General features: G+C 37.9%; 15 protein-coding genes. 9 read left to right on the forward strand and 6 right to left on the reverse strand.

Going from position 1 to position 22,481, the window contains the following annotated elements; all coding sequences use genetic code 11:
- A partial coding sequence (locus AC1DG9_RS08840) for a response regulator (RefSeq protein ID WP_477634518.1) occupies nt 1-439 on the forward strand: 439 nt, incomplete at its 5' end.
- Here the strand turns inward: AC1DG9_RS08840 and AC1DG9_RS08845 are convergent.
- The 3 genes from AC1DG9_RS08845 to AC1DG9_RS08855 are packed head-to-tail and all read right to left on the reverse strand — an operon-like array spanning nt 436 to nt 8,877.
- Nucleotides 436-1,473, reverse strand: coding sequence for a YihY/virulence factor BrkB family protein (locus AC1DG9_RS08845; RefSeq protein ID WP_172661019.1), 1,038 nt, complete (start codon nt 1,471-1,473; stop codon nt 436-438). The two genes, AC1DG9_RS08840 and AC1DG9_RS08845, sit on opposite strands and share 4 nt — an antisense overlap.
- Before the next feature lie 8 nt (nt 1,474-1,481).
- A complete protein-coding gene (tamL, locus tag AC1DG9_RS08850) occupies nt 1,482-3,800 on the reverse strand; it encodes a translocation and assembly module lipoprotein TamL (protein WP_246269550.1) in 2,319 nt (772 codons plus the stop codon).
- The gene (locus tag AC1DG9_RS08855; protein ID WP_477634519.1) at nt 3,766-8,877 is read right to left on the reverse strand and encodes a translocation/assembly module TamB domain-containing protein; all 5,112 of its coding nucleotides are present in this window, start codon (nt 8,875-8,877) and stop codon (nt 3,766-3,768) included. The genes tamL and AC1DG9_RS08855 overlap by 35 nt, the downstream gene beginning before the upstream one ends.
- 170 nt (nt 8,878-9,047) lie before the next feature.
- On the opposite strand from AC1DG9_RS08855, the gene AC1DG9_RS08860 reads away from it, so the two are divergent.
- From AC1DG9_RS08860 to AC1DG9_RS08875, 4 genes are all read left to right on the forward strand, one after another.
- The gene (locus AC1DG9_RS08860) at nt 9,048-9,536 is read left to right on the forward strand and encodes a cytidine deaminase (RefSeq protein ID WP_172661017.1); all 489 of its coding nucleotides are present in this window, start codon (nt 9,048-9,050) and stop codon (nt 9,534-9,536) included.
- Between the two features lie 149 nt (nt 9,537-9,685).
- Nucleotides 9,686-12,586 carry a DNA gyrase/topoisomerase IV subunit A gene (locus tag AC1DG9_RS08865; protein WP_477634520.1) on the forward strand — a complete coding sequence of 967 codons (2,901 nt, stop codon included), beginning with the start codon at nt 9,686-9,688 and terminating at the stop codon, nt 12,584-12,586.
- Between the two features lie 137 nt (nt 12,587-12,723).
- Nucleotides 12,724-13,023, forward strand: coding sequence for a hypothetical protein (locus AC1DG9_RS08870; protein WP_172661015.1), 300 nt, complete (start codon nt 12,724-12,726; stop codon nt 13,021-13,023).
- A gap of 51 nt (nt 13,024-13,074) precedes the next feature.
- Nucleotides 13,075-13,512, forward strand: coding sequence for a tail fiber domain-containing protein (locus AC1DG9_RS08875; RefSeq protein WP_172661014.1), 438 nt, complete (start codon nt 13,075-13,077; stop codon nt 13,510-13,512).
- A 49-nt stretch (nt 13,513-13,561) separates the two neighbouring features.
- On the opposite strand, the gene AC1DG9_RS08880 is transcribed toward AC1DG9_RS08875, so the two are convergent.
- Together AC1DG9_RS08880 and AC1DG9_RS08885 are read right to left on the reverse strand one after the other, a co-directional pair.
- Nucleotides 13,562-15,880, reverse strand: coding sequence for a M1 family metallopeptidase (locus tag AC1DG9_RS08880; RefSeq protein ID WP_477634521.1), 2,319 nt, complete (start codon nt 15,878-15,880; stop codon nt 13,562-13,564).
- A gap of 4 nt (nt 15,881-15,884) precedes the next feature.
- A complete protein-coding gene (locus AC1DG9_RS08885; RefSeq protein ID WP_288879590.1) occupies nt 15,885-16,472 on the reverse strand; it encodes a HupE/UreJ family protein in 588 nt (195 codons plus the stop codon).
- A gap of 70 nt (nt 16,473-16,542) precedes the next feature.
- On the opposite strand from AC1DG9_RS08885, the gene AC1DG9_RS08890 reads away from it, so the two are divergent.
- Nucleotides 16,543-17,019: a DUF6702 family protein gene (locus AC1DG9_RS08890; protein WP_172661011.1), complete on the forward strand. Its 477-nt coding sequence runs from the start codon at nt 16,543-16,545 to the stop codon at nt 17,017-17,019.
- 53 nt (nt 17,020-17,072) lie between these two features.
- Here the strand turns inward: AC1DG9_RS08890 and AC1DG9_RS08895 are convergent, their stop codons facing one another.
- Complete coding sequence (locus tag AC1DG9_RS08895; protein ID WP_172661010.1) at nt 17,073-18,116, reverse strand: hypothetical protein; 1,044 nt, start codon at nt 18,114-18,116, stop codon at nt 17,073-17,075.
- A 208-nt stretch (nt 18,117-18,324) separates the two neighbouring features.
- Between AC1DG9_RS08895 and AC1DG9_RS08900 the strand changes: the two genes are divergently transcribed.
- The 3 genes from AC1DG9_RS08900 to AC1DG9_RS08910 all read left to right on the forward strand — a co-directional run bounded on the left by AC1DG9_RS08900 (nt 18,325) and on the right by AC1DG9_RS08910 (nt 22,473).
- Entirely contained in the window at nt 18,325-20,418 is a 2,094-nt protein-coding gene (locus tag AC1DG9_RS08900) for a TonB-dependent receptor plug domain-containing protein (RefSeq protein ID WP_288879592.1), read from the forward strand.
- 30 nt (nt 20,419-20,448) lie between these two features.
- Nucleotides 20,449-21,531, forward strand: coding sequence for an HmuY family protein (locus AC1DG9_RS08905; RefSeq protein ID WP_337715865.1), 1,083 nt, complete (start codon nt 20,449-20,451; stop codon nt 21,529-21,531).
- 72 nt (nt 21,532-21,603) lie between these two features.
- Nucleotides 21,604-22,473 (forward strand): heme/hemin ABC transporter substrate-binding protein, encoded by an 870-nt coding sequence (locus AC1DG9_RS08910; protein ID WP_337715863.1) that lies wholly within the window; start codon nt 21,604-21,606, stop codon nt 22,471-22,473.
- The last annotated feature ends 8 nt before the right edge of the window (nt 22,474-22,481 follow it).

Here is a 22,481-nt window from a genome sequence, read left to right on the forward strand (position 1 = left end):
CCCCTACCTTATTTCAGAATTTGCAGAGGAGCAACATGTTGATAAAGGAACGTCAACTGTTGAGAAGCTGAAAGGAAAGAAGGTGCTGCTGGTAGATGATAATAAAATGAATATTTTGCTGGTTCAAACAATATTAAAGCGGTGGGGCATGGAATATGATTCTGCTTATGATGGTAAACAGGCACTCGAATTATACAAGAAGAATGACTACAATATTGTGTTAACAGATATTCAGATGCCAGTGATGGGTGGGGTAGAGCTTACACATGAAATCAGATATAACGGGGATTTTGCGAAATCCGGAATTCCGATTTTAGGAATAACTGCCCATGTAATGCAGGAAAACAGAGAAGCCTACTTAAAAGCAGGAATGAATGATCTGGTACTAAAGCCGTTTTTAGAACAGGAATTGATGGACCAGATGCTTAAGTATATTTAAGGGATCTTTGTGTCTTCCGGATGCTGTGGCGGCAATACATCCACCTTTTTTTCTACAATAACAATTTTGGTATGCACTGCATATTTACTTGGTGCTATACCTTTATCATATCGTTCTGCATAGGCCTGTGTAAATTCAGCTCCAAAATATAATATGATAGAGGTGTAATAGATCCACAACAGGATTACAATTATAGAACTGGCAGCGCCAAATGCCGATGCAGGGTTGCCCTTTTCAATATAGATTCCAATTATATACTTACCCAAACTAAAAAGCAGTGCCGTAAACAGGGCCCCAACAATTGCTGGTTTCCATTTTAAATCAACATCAGGCAACACCTTAAAAATAATTGCGAAAATGCAGGTTACAACTGCCAGTGTTAAGGCATTGGTAAGGATTAGCATAAATAGCTCTGATACCTTTTCGACACCGACTTTAGACGCAAGCCCCACAAGTTTGTCGCCTATGCCTACTACAATACTATTTATAACAAGGGAGACGAGTAACAAAAATCCAAGCGAAGCAATTAGCGAAAAGGAGAGCAGTCTGTTGGTGATTAATTTTTTCCATCCCTTTTTTGGTACAGCCTTTACTTTCCAGATTAAATTAATACTGTCCTGAATCTCTATGAACATAGCCGTAGCACCAATAATAAGTGTAGTGATACCTATAATTAGCCCTAATGTACTTTTTCCCGAAACGTTTGATTGTTTTACGAATGATTTGAGTTGAGCAGTGGCATCCGGACCTACCAAATCTTGTATTTCAGAGAAGAGTTCCTCTCGCGGATCCATTTTATATTCTTGCACTGTTCCATCTACAGAGGTTTCTATTGTATGCTTAATATCTCCACCTAAAAACAAACTTGCTGCAGCAATGATAATAATGATAAGTGGGGTAAGAGAAAATATGGTGTAATAGGCTAGTGCCGCGCTTAGCTTCATCACCCTGTCTTCCATAAACCCTTTTCCAGCGGCTATAAATAAATGTGCTGTTGCTTTAACAAAATGAATAGCTTTTTTTAAGAATGTCATAATCAATATTAAAAAGGATACCCAATACCTATGTTATAGATTAAATTTTCTTTACGCCAGGTGCTGCTTCCAAAATCTACCTGATCTATTACCCAACGATTTCCAGGTTCAAGATAAGGTTTTCTGATAGGGAAGGCTACATCTAAGCGGATAACGAAGATCGATGCATCTACCCGGAGGCCGGCACCGGTGCCTACCGCAATTTCATCAAGTGCATCTTTAAAGTTAAAGCCTGACCCTGGTCTTAACGGATCTTCTTTTCTTAACCACACGTTCCCGGCATCTGCAAATAGAGCCCCATATAAAACACTAAATAATTTAAAACGTAACTCTGTGTTAACCATTGCCTTTATATCCCCACTTTGGTCGGTATAGTTATTAGTTTGGTTTGGCAGTTTGTAAGATCCGGGCCCCAATGACCTGGCTGCAAAAGCCCGGATATCGTTACTGCCTCCGGCAAAGAACTGACGCACAAAAGGGATAGATGTATTGTTCCCATATCCATATCCATATCCAAGATTTAAACGGCTTGCCCAGATCAGGTTCTTTGTGATTTTATAATAATCTCTAAAATCGGTTTCAACCCGTATAAATTGATTGATAGGAATGCCTAATACAGTCTTTTTGCCTTCATCGTTTTTTCCTGCAAATAAGCCCCATACGTTTCCACCAGTTTCAAGAGTTCCATTGAAATATATATTGTTTCTTCTGAAATCCTCCATCTGGTTGGTAAATGTGAAACTATAGTTGCTTCCTATAATAAACTGGCGTTCGAGATTCTTTTCCAAGCCGGGGTTTGCACTAAAGAGACTATCCCTTCTTGCCGTATCATTGGTTACGTTAGATGTTACGTAATTTATAGAGATAGGGTTAAAGCTATGTTCTTTATATAAATTCTCTTTCCAGTTATATCCAAACTCTCCTTTAAAGGAATTTAAACCGTATAAGGAACCTCTGTTTAGCGATTGGTATGATAAAGAAGCAATGGTTTTAGGAATAAACGCATTGGTACTGTTAAAGTTAAAGAAAGGGAGTATAAACCTTGGGAAGGTAAGCTTTGCTTCAGTAGTAAAAGAATATGAGTTTAGTCCTTTGGCCTGCCCGCTTACCTGGGTTTCGAATCCACCACTTACACTTACATCCAACTGCTCGCCACCTCTAAAAAGGTTACGGGTAGTTTGAGTTAACTTAGCTTCTGATCCGACAAAGTTATTGGATTTGCTGGTTCCGGTTAGTGAAAAGGAAAGAGAGTTTTTCTTTAAAGGGGTGAGGAAAATGTTAAGGTTTAGCTTATTGTTTCTAAAACTGTCGACAGGTAAAAATTCTGCTTTAACATTTTGAAAAATACCTATGTTAACCATTCTGTTTAAAGATTGGTTATGATCACGCCTATTGTACAATTCGTCTTTTTTGAAGAAAACCAAGCGGTCAAATAAGCCCGGCTTGTAGGTGTGTCGTGTATCATAAATATTAAAATCCTTGTATACTTCAGGAGTTGAATTTCTGATTGCGCTATCTCTTCTTAAAGAATAATTAGGGTAGATATTAATTTTATCAATGGTATAAGGTTTAAGGCCTGCATCAGGGGCAATGTCTTTTACTTTTATTCTGATATCTACCAGATGTTTGCCTACAGTACTATCAACCTGTAAAATCAAATAATCAGGATTAAAATAAAAATATCCCTGTTCCTTTAAATCATTGTCTATTCTGATCCGCTCATTTTTATAAGTTTCCAGGTCATAATTGTCGCCTACTTTTAATAGCGTTTTATCTTTATTCTGATTTATGATTTGGACTATACCTGTGCTATCTTTTGGGAATTCGACACTGTTAATTTTATATCTCGCACCGGTAACAACGGTATAAAGTGCTTTGCCTTTTTTACCACTAACTACAGTATCTCCGTTTACTTCAGATTGAAGATACCCCTGACTAATCAAATAACTTTTAAGCACAGCGTTGTTATAAGGGATTTTTACCTCGCTTAATAACACAGGCGGTTCGCCCACTTTATTGCGGAGCCAATACCGGATCCCTTTTGATTTTTTAGGTTCGCCGGCAAGATTGTACATGGCAAGTTTAAACTTTATGCCTAAAATTGACTTATTAGGATTAGGTCGTGTTTTATCAAGTAAAACCCCTTTAACCTCTTTCTGATTGTCAATTTTTGCTGTTGAATCAGGATTGATGTTAATGTCGGCACCGGTATATAAAATCTCCCCGGGTTTAAGGTTTTTGGTACTGCTACAGGCGCCAAAAATTAAACATGCAAGTATAAATAAGCCGGATTTAATTTGTTGTCTCATTTTTACGCCTCTCTTCATTTCTAAATCTTTTCTTTTTAGAGAAGTTTTGGAAAACCTCCCTGAATTTATTGTAATCAACCACTAAAGCAAATCCAAGCCCTGTTTCAATGATCTGTCCTTCAATTACGCCTTCATTCTGATTGCGTCTATAAGCTCTTAACCTGTATCTGCCATCACTGGAAAGAAGGTATTCCACATTAACATTTCCTGCAATATTGGTAGAACTCTGACCTTGCTGCTGAGGGCCTTCCAATCCAAAAGAACTACCAACGGTAACAATTAAACGATCGTTCAAGAGTTTTTTAGACAGACCGATCTCCAGATCTGTTTTTTGCGACTTGCTGCCTGATGCCGAATAGTCTTCAGATGAATTTAAACCAAAGTTTATATCTACACCCTTTATCAAATCGGATGCAAGATTGTTCAATTGTTCTGTTAATAGTTTACTTACGCTTGAACGGGCAATAGAAGAAACACTACTACCTCCGGCCAGACTTTGGAACGGATTGTCAGCAATAAACCTGTTGAACGCCAATAGTGCAAATACCTGCTTGTTCAGTTCGCTTTCATTCGTATTTACACTCTGTAATTTCGCATATACCTGACCATTGAGTGCACCCCGCTCATTTTCTGGTAAGTCTAATTTAAATTTGATGCTTGGCTTTAAAAGTTCACCCGTCATCATCAGGTATACCTGGAAAGGAAGTTTGGTTTTAGCCTCATATTGTGTTGGATCACCTATCAAGTCAATAGGAGCTGTATTAACTTCATATAATGCCGTTAAGTTTACATTGGCCTCCATAGGATCTCCAGTCCATACAATGCTGCTGCCTTGTTGCAGCTTAAAGTCCTTTTTAACAGGACCAACAGTCAGATTGTAACTGCCATCAGATACCTGATATCTTCCCGTTAAACTAGTCTTGCCGCTAGGGTCCATTGTTGCTGTTAAAGATGCTTGCCCTTTAACTTTTAGTGCATCACCGTTAGATGGATCCACCACTACATTTAATTCTGCATCCGGATCAATGTCGATAGTAGCACTTAAATTAAGTCCCTTGATTGGAGCTTTGCTTACGGAATCGCTAACGTTCAGTGCCTTTTTACCATTAAACGGCGGTGCGCTGAAATCTGTAAACTGTACAATACCTTCCTGATCAATTACCGAGGGATCATCAGGTGGCATAGCAAAGAAGAACTTAGTTTTATCTTCTACTTTAACGTTCATGTCTACATCAGGCTGGTTAAGATCGCCGCGAACCTTAATGGTACTGGTAACATAAACAGTACCGTAGATCATGTCGTTATCGGCAGCAGTAGAGTTCATAAGTCTAAAGTTGTTCGTTCTCATGTCCATGTTGAACCGAAAATCTTTATAGTCAGTAGTGAGGACACCACCGGTTATTACTGCCTTCTGATTTAAAGAATCTATAATGGTAAATCTATTGAAGTTTATCCCCTTATCAGTAAAACTTATAGACTCATTTGGCATTCTGAAATAAGAATTCACATAAGTTGCTGTAAATGCGGCCTGGTTAAATTTAACGTCGCCTAAAATTTTGGGGGCATCAAGGGGGCCTTTGATAGACAATTCTCCGGATATTGTACCCGTGCCATTCTTAATCTGTCCCATTGACACACTCTCTATTGCTTTCAGGTCAATTTTATCAATGTTTAAGTTAAGGTCAAGGGCACTCTGTGGTGAAGTATAGTAAAATCCATTAACCCTTAACTCGTGTACACCAGATAAGGCAATGTTAGTTTMATATGCATTCTCTGTATTGTTGTTTACAGCAACACGCAAGGTTCCAAACTCATCTTTCAAATACCTTAACCTATCTATTGTTAGATTTGCCTCAAACTTAGGTGTATCCATAAGCTCCTTTGCATCAATAGTGCCATTAATAGTACCACCAACCAAAGAACTGTCCTGCTCGGCAAACTTAGTAAGCGTTTCTATTTTGAAGTCTTTAAATTCAACTTTTAAAGGAGAGTTGGCAACAGTATCAGTACTGTTAATCCCTAAGAGCTGATTACCCTTACTCAGGTTAAATTGATTAGCTATAATACCCGACTGACCAAACTGAATGTAATTTTGAGGTGCGATGGCCCACTTTTCATAATTAAGCAAAAGCTTTTGAGGATCTAAACTGAACTGGTAGTCTTTGTTAATCGATTTAAAATTACCACCCAAAATATACTTGTCTTTCCGCTTACTGTCTCTTAAATAAATATTGAGAGCAAGGTTGTTATTTACAGCGTCGCCACTAATTTCGGTATTAAACAAATTAGCCGCAGAGCTCTGAAAACTTTTTATTTGTAATTTATAATTAAGCTTCTGCTCAGTGTTGTTCACATTAAGTTTAGTACTATCAATCCTGTAGCCACCATAAACTATCTGAGGAAAAGAGGCATTCATGAGTAAACTATCCTTCTGAGTATCAATTAAGCCATTCATTCTGGAAGGGGCAAAGGTGGTTAGTTCCGGTACAAAGTTCTGAAGGATTTTAGGATTGTAGAAATTTACGTAGAATCTAAAACGCTGATCAGGGATTTTAGTTACCTCGCCAAATTGATAGTATTTATTGATCTGGTTAATCACTGCGCTGCCGACATTGGTAAGTTGATATTTACCATCAATTTTGGCTCGCATAAACTCAGAACGAAGGGTAAGCATATTGTGTGTTTTGCTCGCTTCAGAATGCACTACAATGGTGTCTACATTGAAACGTTGGCCATCTTTAACTACCTGCAGGCCATTTACAAAAATATCACCGTTAAGGTAATCTGGATCAGCAGTTTTTACATCTGCATTAATTACCCCCGCTAACTTAAACTCACCTGGACTGAAATTTAATTTCTGTAGATCAACCTGTTTTAAATCCAAGTCTGCTTTTACTGCCGGATATTTGCCCGCAATATTTACGGCAGTGGTTAAATTAAAATTCAAATTGGTGTCGGCCATATTGCCTTTTAGATTCAATTTTTGCTGCTTGAAATCGCCACTTAAAAAGAGATCCTTATAAGTGTATTTGTTGTAGTATGCACTTATTAATTGTGCTTTAAACTGTGCCGAGGCAGTTTTAGGATCAAGCCCGGTTCCTTTAACGCTGGCTTTAGCCGTAATTTTGCCCAACTGGGCTTGCTGTTTAAGTAATCTACCTACATTAAAATTATTCAGGTTTACACTGGCAACATAGCTCTCCTTGCCTTTAGGACCTTTCATGCTTGCCAGTAACTTAGCCGATCCCATGTCGGTATTAATGTTAAAACCGGTATTGAAATTGGTCATTGAACCGGTAAACTTTCCGTTTGCAACAATCACATTAGGAAGCTCTATATTGGTTGGCAAAGTCTTTTTAGGGATAACTACCAAAAGATCTTTTTTGGTCATTGCAAACCTTTTGATGTTCATGTCAAAGTAAGCTTTATCCATATCAGGGAGTCCTTTTATCCTGCCACTCACATCAATGTTTGTGCTTTTTAACCCCGAAATCTGCAGTCGGGGAATTACAAGGTTATTCATATAGCCACTAACATTGGCATTTACTTTTATCTTCTCATTTCTGTAGTTTTCCGGGACCGCATCACTAAAGTAAGCAGCGTCTTTTAAGCCAATAGTTGTGTTTTTAACAACCATTGAAAGCTTTACCCTTTCCGGATGTTTGGTTAAATCATCAAGAGAAGAGTAATTTAATTCTGTAACGTTTTCTATTGATGTATTAGGTGTTTTTAGTAAGAAGTTATTCACCTTAATTGCCTTGTCGGAGTATACAACATCTCCTCTTAGCTTAGATAATTGAAAACCACTCTTCTCCTTAAACACACCTTCTTTTACATTGATTTTTATACCAGTATCACTATAGCCAAGCGCATCAGCTACTAAGGTAAGGCCGGTAAACTTTAAATGGTTAAAGTCCATTCCTTTAGTAGGTTTAGCTCCWAGATTATCAAACTGTACATTGTTCTCAGTTAAGCTTATATTGTCAACCAGTAATGACAGGGGTGAAGATTTCTCTGCAGTATCCGCTTTTGTCTCTTTCCCGGGTTTAACCGGTTTTAATGCAAACAGGATATTTGATTTGCTTAGCTTTGCGTCATTTATTTTGTACCTGCCATTTTTAACGTCTGCCAGAAGCTTGGTTAAAGACAAGTCATTAACATTAACATTCGCTTTATTAGTTGTGGAGCTGAAGTTTATTTTGGTATCATTTAGTTTGGCATCGTCAATTTTATAATTGCTATTGGTAAGGTCAATAAACAGCTGAGTTAAGGCTAGCTTGTTCAGATCAACATCCGCATTCATACCCGAAATCCGATCGTCGAATCCTATTTTTATATTGTTGAAAGCAAAGTCCTGAATCTCTACAAGTGGTAATTTACCGGATTCTGTTTTTGCTGTGTCTATGCTGTTTTGTAAGTGAGCCTGTAACTGTGTAAGCGGTTTTTGCTGCAGGTATTTTAAGGAGGTGTTTTTTAAGGCTAAAGATTTGATGACATAGTGTTGATTATTGAGGTCGAAATCTTTTATGTTTGCAGTAAACTCACCCAGGTTTAATTTTACATCATTTCCAGCAACATCATCACGATAAACGATACCAATGTCTTCAAAAGCCACCTTTTCAATAGAAAATTTGAGAGTAGATGTGGTGTCTTTTGCAACTTCTTCTTCTGGCTTTTCTTGCTCAGACATAAACGCATCTACCAGGAAAGAAAAGTTGAATGAGGTATCGGGGTTTATGCGGGTAACATTGGCCCTTATTTTTTGCAGTGAAATATTGTTGATCTCTACCTTATTACTTAAAAGTTTAAATAAGTTAATGTCTACAGAAAGTTTTTGTGCATATAGCAGGGTGTCTCCTTTTCTATCTTCAATATAAAATTTATTCAGCACCACATCCTTTGGTAATGCAATTTTTATACTCTCCAGACTTACCTCAGTTTTGGTTTTATCCTTTAAATAATTTATTGCTTTATCCTTTACAAAATTTTGTACCGCCGGAATGTTTAGGGAAAGTGCAATAAGGACAACCAGCATAATGATGCTTGCTACTATCCAAAGTATGATTTTAAGACTTTTACGAATATATATATTCAATTGAAATGCGTTTAATAGGGTTTTAAATCTATGATTACAGCACTAAAACCATGCCATCGGCGTCAAAATTAGGCTTCTTACTTATATCTACAATCTAAATAATTAAATTGTTTAAATCAAGGGATAAAATTGTTGTTAATCTATTGTTAGAAAATTACGTATGTTTAAATATGGATCAGAAAAATTTTGTTGTTAGCTATCAAACTTTTAAGTCCTTAAATGAGCTAAGTGCATCAGATCAGGAATTATGTTTAAAGGCCGAAGAGGCATTGAAATCATCATACTCACCTTATTCGAATTTTAAGGTTGGGGCAGCTTTAAAATTAAGTAATAAGCAGTTGGTTCTTGGTAGTAACCAGGAAAATGTGGCCTATCCTTCAGGGCTTTGTGCAGAGCGCGTTGCACTATTTACAGTTGGTGCTGCTTACCCCGAAGCGGCTGTTCAGGCTATGGCAATTACTGCAAAAAGCAGTAATTTTGTTATCCAGAAACCTGTTACCTCGTGCGGTGCATGCTTGCAGGTAATGGCCGAATTTGAACAGAAGCAAAAGCAGGAAATTGAGGTGCTTTTTTACTGTATAGGGGGCGAAATAATAAAAGTAAAAGGGATTAAAAATCTATTGCCTTTTGTGTTTGTTGAAGAGCGGTTGGAAAGGTAAAACATCAATTCATAAAATAATGCCTGAAAATTATGAAAATCTAGTCCATTAACCCGAAAAAGATAGGTTATTAACTAAGAACTGTTAAAAACTTCTGTTCTTAATATTTCATTCCAACCCTTATATTTACAAAATCCAATCCTTTTTTGATGAGCGACGAAATAGAAAACAACATAAACGAAGAAAGTACACATACTGTAATCCCTATCAACGGGCTTTATGAGAACTGGTTCCTCGATTATGCCTCTTACGTAATTCTTGATCGCGCGGTTCCACACATCAACGATGGTTTAAAACCGGTTCAGCGACGCATTATGCACTCTTTAAGAGAGATGGATGATGGACGTTTTAATAAGGCKGCCAATGTTATCGGAAATACCATGAAATATCACCCTCATGGGGATGCTTCTATTGGCGATGCAATGGTGCAAATTGGTCAAAAGGAACTGCTGATAGATTGCCAGGGTAACTGGGGTGATCCGGTAACTGGCGACAGTGCCGCTGCGGCCCGTTATATCGAAGCGCGCTTGTCTAAATTTGCAAACGAAGTAGTGTTTAATCCAGATACTACCGTTTGGCAATTGAGTTACGATGGACGTAACAACGAACCCATTACTTTGCCGGTTAAATTTCCTTTGCTATTGGCCCAGGGGGCAGAAGGTATTGCGGTAGGTTTGGCTACCAAGGTTATGCCTCATAATTTTCTGGAACTGATTGATGCTTCCATCGAATCTTTAAAAGGAACCAGACCAAATATTCTCCCTGATTTCTTTACTGGCGGTATGGCCGATTTCTCGGCGTATAACGAAGGTATGCGCGGAGGTAAAATCAGGGTAAGAGCAAAAATTACAGAAAAAGATAAGAAGACCCTCGTAATAACCGAAATACCATACAGCACAACAACAGGTTCTGTAATCGATAGCATATTATCTGCTAACGATAAGGGTAAGATCAAGATTAAGAAAATTGAAGACAATACGGCACAGAATGTAGAGATTGTCATCCATCTTGCTCCTGGTATCTCACCTGATGTAACTATTGACGCGTTGTATGCTTTCACTTCATGCGAAGTTTCTATATCTCCAAATACTTGTGTTATCAAGGATGATAAACCTCAGTTTTTGAGTGTTAATGATATCCTTATCGAGAATACTCATAATACCAAGAATCTGTTAAAACAAGAATTGGAAATTAAGTTGCATGAATTGCAGGAAAGAATATTCTTTAGCTCACTACTAAAGATCTTTATTCAGGAGGGCATGTACAAAAATGCGGACTATGAGAATTCTGGTAATTTTGAAACGGTTGTTGAGGTATTGAATCTTTTATTCGAACCATTCAAACCCGATTTGTATAGGGAGATTCAGCCGGAAGATTTCAAAAAACTTATTGATAAACCAATGAGTAGCATTACCCGCTTTGACGTTAAAAAGGCGGATGATCAGATGAAAGCTTTAGCTGATGAGATCAAAGTTGTAAAAAATCACCTTCGTCACCTAACAGATTATACCATTGCCTGGTTCCAGAAACTTAGAGATAAGTATGGTAAAGGTAAAGAGCGTAAAACAGAGATTCGTTTATTCGATAGGGTAGAGGCATCTAAAGTGGCTTTAGCCAATGTAAAACTATACCTGAACCGTGAAGATGGTTTTGTGGGTACTGGTTTGCGTAAGGATGAATTTGTTGCAGATTGTTCCGATATTGATGAAATAATCGTCTTCAGAGAAGATGGTAAATGTATCATCACCAAGGTGGCAGATAAAACCTTTGTTGGTAAAGGAATTCTGCATGCACAGGTGTTTAAAAAGGGTGATGAACGGACCATCTATAACATGGTTTATAAAGATGGGGCCAGCGGCGTTTCGTACATTAAACGTTTCGCTGTAGTTGGTGTAACCCGCGATAAGGAATATRACCTCACCAAAGGAAGTAAAGGTTCTAAAGTATTGTATTTTACAGCCAACCCAAATGGAGAAGCTGAAGTGATTACGGTTCAGTTAAAACCACACACTAAACTTAAGAAACTTCAATTTGACCTTGATTATGCTGAAATAGCGATTAAAGGGCGTGCCTCTCAGGGTAATATTGTATCTAAGTATCCTATCAAAAAGATCCTGTTAAAAACAAAAGGAGTATCAACACTTTCCGGCCTTAAGATATGGTATGACGATTTGCTTAGAAGACTTAATGTTGATGGAAGAGGGAAATACCTTGGTGAATTCGATGGTGATGATAAAATATTACAGGTTCATAAAGAGGGATGGTATGAGCTGAGTACATTCGAATTGAGCAATCACTTTGATGCAGATCTGATACTGATCCAGAAATTTGATCCTGAAAAACCATTTACTGTTGTACAATACGAGGGGAAAGCTAAAAATTATTTCATAAAGAGATTTGTATTTGAATCAATTGCCGTAGGTAAAAAAGGTACTCTGATTAGTGAAGAGAATGGTTCGAGATTCCTTTACCTGACCAGCAATCCAGAAGCAGTATTAACGGTTGATGTACTTAAAGGTAAAACGCAAATCCCGGAAACATTAGAAATAGTGTTAGCAGAGTTTATTGATGTAAAGGGTATAAAGGCTAACGGAAACAGGATCACTCAACATGACGTAAAAAATGTGAGTATTTCTAATCATGAAGAACTGGAATTAGTTCTGGAAAGCAAGGTCAGTATTCCAGATGCGTCTGCTAATGAAGAGCAAGCTGAAKGAGAAACTTCTGAAACAACAGCGGATGTAGCTACAAGTGGGGAAGAGGAAAATATCCAGGAAGAACCTGTAGGAAAGGTTGAAGAAAAGCCATCTGAGGAGGCGGCAGAGGGAAAACCAAAAAAAGCGTGGGGAACACCTAAAACGCCAGAAAAAGAATCAAAGGCCAAGCCTGAAGGTAAAGAAGAGCCTAAAGCTCAGCCGAAACCTATGGCTAAAGAAACCCCAGAGACAAAGAAGGATGAGAAAGATATTCCGGCAAAAGAAATTAAGTTTGAGATCACTAACCCTGACGATATAGAAATTGACGATAAGGGGCAGTTAGGCTTGTTTTAGTCTTAATGTCCTGATCTTCGTTATTTTGATCATTAAATTTTTGTCATTTTCTGGCTAAGCATTGCCGGATTTTGAATAAGATAAATATATTTGTCAGATTACACATCACAATTAAAGGATAGATACTACTTAGGTTTATGTTGAAAAAATTAACGGGCATTCTTATTTTACTTTCATTTTTGCTGGTAAAGCATGTGTCGTTATTTACTGTAACCGACCATAAACAAACAGTATCGATCCATCATACTGATCAAGACTCTGAGAACTCAGAGGAAGAGAAAGAATTAAAAAATCTGGAGCTTACGGATGATGTTTTTATTCATCAGCCAATTGTAGATCTGGCGCATACCTTAACCTCAAAAAAGGTTAATTATAGCTTTGTATCGCCTACGGTTACCTCGGTTATTTCGCTACCATACCCCCCTCCTGAAATCTGATTGTAAATACACTACAATTAAGATTCAAATATTACACAATAATTTTATTTTATGAGATATCCTTTAGTATCAAAAGGTGCCGTATTAGGCATTTTATTAAGCGCAGCTGCATTTTCAGTAAATGCACAAAAAATTGAGGAGCAAGAGTTAAAAGTAAACGTTGATAAGATTTCTAATTCTACTGAACACTTAAAAAACCTGCAACCCGTAACTTTTAAATACGATGTACAGAAGTACAAACATCTTAAATTACCAGCTGGCGAGCAATACGGCTTCCTCGCCAGTAACGTACAATCAGAATACCCTGCTATGGTTTATGAGGCTACTAAAATGTACAACCAGGGTAAGAACAATTCAAAAGTTGCAAGATATAGCGAAGTGCAATCAGAAAATCTGATTCCCGTACTCGTGGCAGCTATTAAAGAGCAGCAGGCAGAAATTGAGTTGCTCAAAAAAGAATTAAACCTCTTGAAAGAGAAGTCTAAATAGGTAGTTTTTTGTTTTAGTATCTTTGAAAAAGCCATCGAAAGATGGCTTTTTAATTAATTCTGTTTTTAGATTGCTGCATTGGGTTTGTTGCAGGCATCTGTTGCTCCTTAAACAATTCAAACCTGGTAGACTGGCTTTTTCTTGGCCAGGAGTTATTGCTCTCATCAATATCGGCAGTTTCTCTATTTGGATCTAACTGTACTGAAACAACTTCCTTATCCTTAGCAAAAACTTTGGTTATCTTGTTTTCATTCTTTCTCCATACATAGGCAGGAATTCTATCTGTTTCTTTACTGCCATCCTTAAATGTCMATTCAATGATCAATGGCATCACTAAACCACCTAGGTTCGAGAATTCGAGTTCGTAAAAGTTCTTTTTGCTCTCATAGATTTTTTTCTCTTCAGTACCTAACGAGTTATAATAGTTTTGAAATTGCTCGTCGGCCGTTTTGCTTACTTCAAAGCGATCAAACTTATTATAAAAATCAAGCAAACTTGTGTCTTGCTCAATGGCAAACTTTATACCCTCGGCCTTATTGCGTTCTCGGCCCAGATATTTGTTGTCTTTTTCATATGCTTTCTTGCTTTCTGCATTTTCAACTGCTTGTTTCATGCTGTTCATGCGATAATAGCGCACCTCGTTCAATGAAATGTCTACGGGATCAGTACTAAAGAACCAACCTCTCCAAAACCAGTCAAGGTCAACTGCCGAAGCATCTTCCATTGTTCTGAACAAATCGGCAGGAGTAGGGTGTTTAAATGCCCATCGCTTTGCATACTCTTTAAAAGAATAATCAAAAAGCTCCCTGCCCATTATGGTTTCTCTTAAAATGTTTAGCGCTGTGGCTGGTTTAGCATAAGCATTAGGGCCAAAATTTACAATGTTCTCGGAATTAGTCATAATCGGCTCCAGCTGGTCTTTCGGCATTTTCATGTAGTCTACAATCTTATGTGCTGGTCCTCGTTGAGAGGGATAATTATTGTCCCATTCCTGCTCTGCCATAAACTGGCAAAAAGTATTTAGGCCCTCATCCATCCAGGTCCATTGTCTTTCGTCGGAGTTTACAATCATGGGGAAAAAATTATGACCCACCTCATGAATAATTACACTGATTACACCATATTTAAGTGACTCCGTGTATGAACCATCTTTTTCTGCACGGCCATGATTAAAGCAAATCATAGGATATTCCATTGCATTGGAGGCTTCAACAGATATTGCAACAGGATATGGATAGGGAATGGTGTGTTTAGAATACGATTTTAAAGTATGCGCAACCACCTTGGTCGAATACCTGCTGTATATCGGGTAAGCTTCGGGGCCATAATAAGACATGGCCATTGTTTTTTTTCCGTCGATATAAGTTGCCATAGCATCCCAAACCAATCTTCTTGAAGATACCCATGCAAAATCCCTTACATTTTCGGCCACATAAGTCCATGTCTTTTTCCCGGTTGCCTTTTTTGTAATAGCGGATTTTGCTTCACTAAGATTTATAATTTCCAGAGGAGCTTTTGCTGTTTGTGCTTCATTCCATCTCCTTAAGCTGGTTGCGCTTAAAACCTGTGGATAGTTCTGGCATTCGCCTGTTGCACCAACTATGTGGTCTGCCGGAACAGTCAGGTTCACCTTGTAGTTTCCAAAAACCAAGGCAAACTCTCCTCTGCCCTCGAATTGCTTGTTTTGCCATCCCTGGAAATCAGAATAAACAGCCATACGCGGAAACCATTGTGTAATGGTAAACAAATAATTGTCGTCTTGAGGAAAATACTCATATCCACCTCTTCCATGTACAATCTTACGATCAGAGATGTTGTAATTCCACGTTATTTTTAATTTATACTTTTCCTTAGGTTTAAGCACGACAGGCAAATCAATCCGTAACATGGTGTTGTTAATCACGTAGGGAAGAGGAGTGCCCTTCTCATCGGTAATTTTAATGATCTTAACACCAAGATCATCATCGCGGCCAATAATATCAGAGAAGTCATCTAATGTCATCTTCTCTTTTATTTTGCTGGTTTGTGTAAGCTTATTGTCGCTTGTAGCTTTGTTCTGATTCTCGTCAAGCTGAACCCACAAATAACTTAAAGGATCTGGCGAATTATTATAATAAGTGATCGTTTCAGATCCATTTAAACGCAGGTTCTTTTCATCCAGTTCTGCATTAATMTCATAATCTGCCCTTTGCTGCCAATATGCAGGGCCGGGTGCGCCAGATGCAGAGCGGTAATAGTTTGGATCAGAAAGGATTGTGCCTAGCTGTTCAAATTTATTACCGTGGTTTGAACCCGGATTATTTAATGATTGTGCGTATATACCGACATTGAAAAACAATGCGGCAGTTAGAAGTAACGGTTTCTTCATTTTGTTAGTTAAGGATTGCAGGTAACCGTTCGGCGGCCACTACAAATGATATACCAAATATAGCGGATGAAAGGAAGAAATTCCAGTCCCACCGCTTAATTTTTACGATCATAATAAGGATAAATGAAAGTATGAGTACACCGAAAACGATTAGTATCTGCCCAAATTCCAGCCCAAGGTTAAAGGCAAGTAACTCCACAACGATGTTGGTAGTTTTGCCAAGCAGACTTTTTAAGTAATTTGAGAAACCCATGCCATGTATTAGTCCAAAGATGAGTGCTAATGTATATTTTAACCTTATGGCCTTGGGCTTGGGCTTTTTATTAAGGATGTTGGCTAACGCAGTTATCATAATTGTAACCGGAATTAAAAATTCTATAAGTGCGGTGTTTACGTGCACAACATTTAACACACTTAGGGCTAAAGTTATGCTGTGGCCAACGGTAAATGCGGTAACCAAAATTAGTACTCTTTTCCAATCGGAGAGGGTGTATACACCACAAAGAGCAAGTAAGAAAAGTATATGATCGTAGCCTTTCCAGTCTAAAATATGGTGCCAGCCAAGATCAAAATAGAGATTGAAATCTTGCATTATAGTTTAAAGTTGTAATTTTGAATACAGAATAGCAAGAAATATTCTATTTTATATCTACCTATACAAAATGTTACAACTTATTTTATTTTTTTGGTTAAATATTTTTCATCCATTTTACGTTAGCGTAACCGAGATAGATCATAATCAAAAAACAAAAACTGTTCAGGTAAGTGTGCGTGTATTTTTTGATGATTTTGAAAATGCGCTTGATAAGCGTTATAAAACAAGTATCAATATTTTGAAGCCTAAAGATCGTAAACAGGTAGACGGGCTTATTTCCGATTACATAAAAAGCCACCTGCAGATTAAGGCTAATAATAAATCGCTTACGCTAAAGTACCTGGGATATCAAATTGAAGAGGATGCCGCATGGTGCTATTTTGAAAGTGAAAAAATAGAAAGCATCGAAAAGCTAGAGATTCAAAACGACATACTGTTTGAACAGCACGATTCACAGATCAATATGATTCATGCTACAGTTAATGGAAAGCGAAAAAGTACCAAACTTGATAACCCGGAAAAATCAGTCGCGTTTTCTTATTAATCCTAAATAAAAAAGGGAGCAACTGCTCCCTTTTAATTAAATCTTTACACAGTTTACTGGTATTGAATGTAAACCGGAACTGGTTTCAATTTCATCAATTCCTCTGGAGTCATTAAGCGCTTAGGATCTTTTTTCAAATCATTTTTATAGAACAATTTGAAGCCCGTAAACTGAACAGGCTCAGAGAAAATAAAGTGACGGTAAGTTCCTTTTTTAAGTTCTGGCTCACCCCATCCGTCCATATGCATTACAATTTGAACTTCCGGACGAAGTTTTATGTTTTGAGAATTGGTAACCATCTTTTTTGTGAAACGGTGAACCACAAATACTTTTGGAGGCAAGTTATATTTCTTTACAAGATTAGTTAAATACTGAGAAACATAGTTGATATCGGCAGCATCGTAAGTTCCGATTTTTTTACCTGGAAGCGAACCATCTTTCATAGAAAACTCAGGATCTATACCTAGATGCACAAATGGTAATTGTAAGTATTTTTCTATATGCGGCAATTCAGCCTTGATGTTGCTTAGTGCTACCTGTAAATCTAGAAATACAATAGTATTAGGACGCATTTTAGCAATGCTTAATACAGAGTCAATCTGTGAGTTGGCCATACGGTTAATGTACTTCCCATCTCTGCCCGGCGTACCACTTGCTACAGCAGCAATGTAATGTAAACCTGGCTGTACGGGAGTAGTAGGATCAACTTTTTCCCAATGTTTAACTTCAGCATCCAATCTTTTCCACATCTCTTTTGGAGCATATTCGCCCAGGGCACCCATTTTTTTAGAGTGTAAATTTCCATAATAAACAACAATACGTTTAAATGGAAGTATAGCACCTGCAAGTGGGTATGGTTGTTTTTTAACCGGCCATTTACCAGTGGTATCACCATTGGCTAACTTTGCCATAATTGCATCATACTTTGCAGTGTCAATCGGTCCCCGCAAATCTTCTTTTGTTTCGGTTGCTGTCGAATCTCCAGGAGCATTTTTTGTTTGGCCATTGGCCTTTTTAACGTCCGAGGTGCAGCTTATAAATACACCAATTGAAGCCATTCCGACTAAAAGCATCCCTGCTAGATGAGATAATTTCATTTTTTATACTTGTTTTTTATGGTAAGATAAGATGTAAATGTCAGTTCCAAGCCAACAATAAAATTTTTTACAAGTATACCACTATACATAGTAATAAAAAAGCTGGTTATCAGGGTTAATTAAAATATTTCTATTTATTATTTGTAATTAGTCTAAATAAGTTCTTATACTTGCGGTGTTATTTAAAATTATTCTAAATAGATTGTTAATGAGAATTGGCTTACTGTTAATGGCTGTATTTTTTATCGTTTCAACTACACAAGCACAAGATAAAGGTGCCGACAAGGAATTGAAAAGCGATACCACAGCTAATTCCCTAAAGGAAGTTGTAGTTACGGGCGAATATCAACCTCAATCATTAAGAAATTCAGTTTACAGAACACGTGTTATTAATTCAGAGCGTATTCGCTTGCGTGCTGCAACAAATATTCAGCAAGTATTAAATACAGAATTAGGCTTCAGGTTTTCTAACGACATGGCGTTAGGTACAAGCGACGTAACTTTAATGGGCATGTCGGGCAGAAACGTTAAGATCCTTTTAGATGGTGTGCCAATGATAGACAGGGGAGATACCAGAGAAAGTTTAAACCAAATAGACATCAACTCCATTGAGCGCATAGAGATAGTAGAAGGGCCACTCTCGGTTTCTTATGGTACCGATGCACTTGCTGGTGTAATCAATATCATTACAAAAAAAGCAGTTAAAGAAACATTAAGCCTTAATGCGAGGGTGCAAGAGGAAACAGTGGGGGATGAGTACTCAGCGTTCAGTAAAAAAGGTTCCCACTTGCAACACGTAGGAGCAAGCTGGCAAAATAAGCGTTGGAGTGTTCTTGGAGGTGTAACCCATAACGATTTTAATGGTTTTAACAGTGCACCTGCTTTGGCTACTGCAGCGCAGATCGCTGCTGATATTAATAGGTGGAAACCTAAAGAGCAATGGTTGGGAAATGGCCGTCTGGGTTATAATAGTGATAAGTTAAATGTATGGTACCGAATGGATTATGCTGATGAGACTATTTTAAGCAAGGGTGGCTATAACCCAAACATTTTTAAGTCTGTTAATCAAAAATACATCACCAATAGATATACCCAGCAAATACAAAGCGATTATAAGCTAACTGAGAAATTGCAGCTTAGTGGAATACTTGGTTATTCCAACTTAAAACGTACTACCAGAAGTGTGCTGCATGACTATTCTACAGGAAAGGAAGAATTGTCTACCGGTGCCGGCGAACAAGATGTATCTAAATTCCAATCTACATCGGTCCGAGCAACAGCTCAGTATAGGTTATCAGACCAATGGTCTTTTCAACCTGGTATCGAGATTAATCTGGATGGTTCAAGTGGAGCAAGGATTAAAGGAGATCCCTCTATTCATGATTATGCTTTCTTTATATCTTCTGAGTGGAAGGTTACAGATGGTATAACCATAAGACCGGGTGCCCGCTTTATTAAAAACTCAGTTTACGATGCCCCCCCTGTAATTCCATCACTTAATACAAAATTCAGGTTAAATAAAGATCTTGATTTGCGTTTGGGTTATGCAAGTGGTTTCCGCTCGCCTGCCTTACGCGAACTTTATTACGATTTCTTTGATGCCAGCCATTCTATTTTAGGAAACGAAAACCTTAAAGCAGAACAGTCACATAGTTTGACCGGATCGCTGACTTTTACCAGGTCGCATAATGAAAATGCTGATTTCCGCTCAGTTGTAAGTGGCTTTTATAATACTTTCAGAAACAGAATAGATTTTGGCCTTTCTGCTGCTGATCCTACAATTACTACTCTTATAAACGTTTCTCGCTACAAAACAACTGGAGGAACTTTTGAAAATACTTTAACGCTTAATGATTTTCAGGTTTCTCTGGGCCTTTCCTATATCGGTATTAATAACCGTTTCGTAGCCGATGCTCCAAAACCTGGTGAATCTGATGAATTTGCATGGACTCCTGAGGTGAACAGCAACATCACTTACACCTTTTCCAGAATTGGTGCAACTGTAAATCTGGCCTATAAATTTTCAGGAAGAAGGCCTTTTTATCAGCTCAATACGAACAATGGAATAGAGCAGGTAACACTTGAGAAAACCGGTTCTTATAGTACAGCAGATCTGATGATCAATAAAAAGATATTTAAATCTCTTAATCTGAATGCAGGAGTTAAAAACCTGTTCGATGTAACTACCATTAGCAGCACATCAGTTGCAACTGGTTCGGCACACTCAACGGGTGGCCCGGTTCCATTGAATTATGGACGCTCATATGTTGTAGGGTTAAGTTTTAATTGGAACAAGAATTAGATTATTAATCATTATAATACGTATAAAATCATGAACAAAATTACTAAACTCGTTGCCCTATTGTGTTTTGCTACAGTCTTTACTTCTTGCAGTAAAGATGACGATCCAATATTGGAGGTTCCGGTATCTGATGGGACAACATTAACTCTAAATGGAATAGCTGGTGCCGAAGCAGGCAGTAGTGCTGCCAACAGTGTTTATGTAGATTTAAGTGGAGCCCAACAAACAACCGTGCTTCGTAACAGCTGGGCTTTAGGTTTTTATTCTGGTAATGATTTTAAAGTTGTTCTGAACGGAACTTCAGGGGCATCGGCAAAGAAGCTAGATAAGACAGATTTAAATGCCGTAACTGAAGCAGATTTTAACCTGTCTGATTTAACGATTGCGCTTGGCGAGACAGGTGCTAAAGCTGAAATTGAATTTAAGAAATTTGATGACCCCAGAGAAGCCAGCATCCTTAATAAAACTGCAATTGAAACCATCTCTGCAACAGATTCAGAAAATAAGGTCTATATAGTTAGTCCGGTTGGTGGTAGTCATAGCTCAGTAATAAGTGCAGAGACCGTTTACAAAGTAAGGGTTCTTCGTAAGGCCAACGGGTATACTTTGCAATATGCTAAGCTAAAGGAAACTACTTTTAAATCTGTTGATATTGTTAAGGATGCAAATTCTAACTATAGCTTTTTCTCTCTTACTGATGGAAAAAGTGTAAATGTGGAGCCTGTAAAAGCCAACTGGGATCTGGTATGGACCTGGACCATGTATTATGGTACAAATGCGGATGGTATTTTCCCATATAGCTTTTCTGATATCGTTTTTACCAATAGCCTAAATGGTGTTCAGGTAGCTCAAGTTAAAACTTCGGTAGTAAGTTACGCAGATTTTTCTGAGTCGAACCTTAATGCTTTATCGTTCAGTGCAAACCGAGATGCAATTGGTGATAAATGGAGAAATACAACCGGTACCGCAGTAGGTGTAAAAACTGATTCGTTTTACGTTGTAAAAGATGGCGCCGGTAATATATACAAATTGAAATTTAACAGTTTTCATGCAAGCGACGGTGGAGTGCGCGGCAAGCCTGTAGTAGAATATAAACTCGTTAAAAAAGGATAAAAGTTTGGTTTAGTTTGGTTAGATGAGGATGCTTTCGGCCCCCCCGGAAGCTCCTCTTTTTAAACATTTATTATGAAAAAAATAGGATTGCTGATGGTAGCTGTTGCCATGTTTAGTGCATGCAGGAACACTACCGAAAATAACACTGTCAGGCAATTGCCGGATAGTGTGAAAATTGTTTCTTTAAATGGAACTGTAAGTGAAATAGTTGCCGGACTGGGTTTAGAAAAAAACATTGTAGGAACGGATATAACAAGCAGCTATCCCGAAAGCTTAAAAAGCAAGCCTAAGGTAGGCCACAGTAGTAAGGTCAATGTTGAGGGTGTTTTGTCGCTTCAACCTAATATCGTTGTGGCGATTGATAAAGAAGTATCTCCTCAACTTGCCGCCCAGTTTAAAACCGCGGGCATTAAATTAGTATTGTTTAAACAAGAATTCTCAATAGATGGGGCTAAGAACTTAATCCGTTCCGTTGGCGATAGCCTATTGCAGCAGACCAAGGCAGATTCCCTAATTAAGGTATTTGATGCGGAAGTAGCGGCTACTCAAAAACAAATAACAAATACAAAAAAAGCTAAAGTACTGTTTATTTATGCCCGAGGCACAGGAACAATGATGGTTGGCGGCTTAGGTACACAAGTTGATAAAGTGATTGAATTAGCCGGAGCACAAAATGCGGTAACAGGATTTTCTGAGTATAAGCCTTTAACCTCCGAAGCACTTGTTAAAGCCAACCCCGATGTAATCTTGTTGTTTGATGATGGTTTGCAAAGTTTAGGCGGTACGCAAGGTTTGGAAACAGTTCAGGGTATAGCGCAAACAAATGCAGGTAAAAACAAGAAGTTCATCACTATGGATGGTGCTTTGCTAACCGGTTTCGGTTTGCGTTTAGGCAAGGCAATAACAGAATTGTCTGGTAAAATCAACAACGCAGTTAAGTAGAGAAAATA

Source organism: Pedobacter sp. 05L430 (assembly GCF_056397585.1).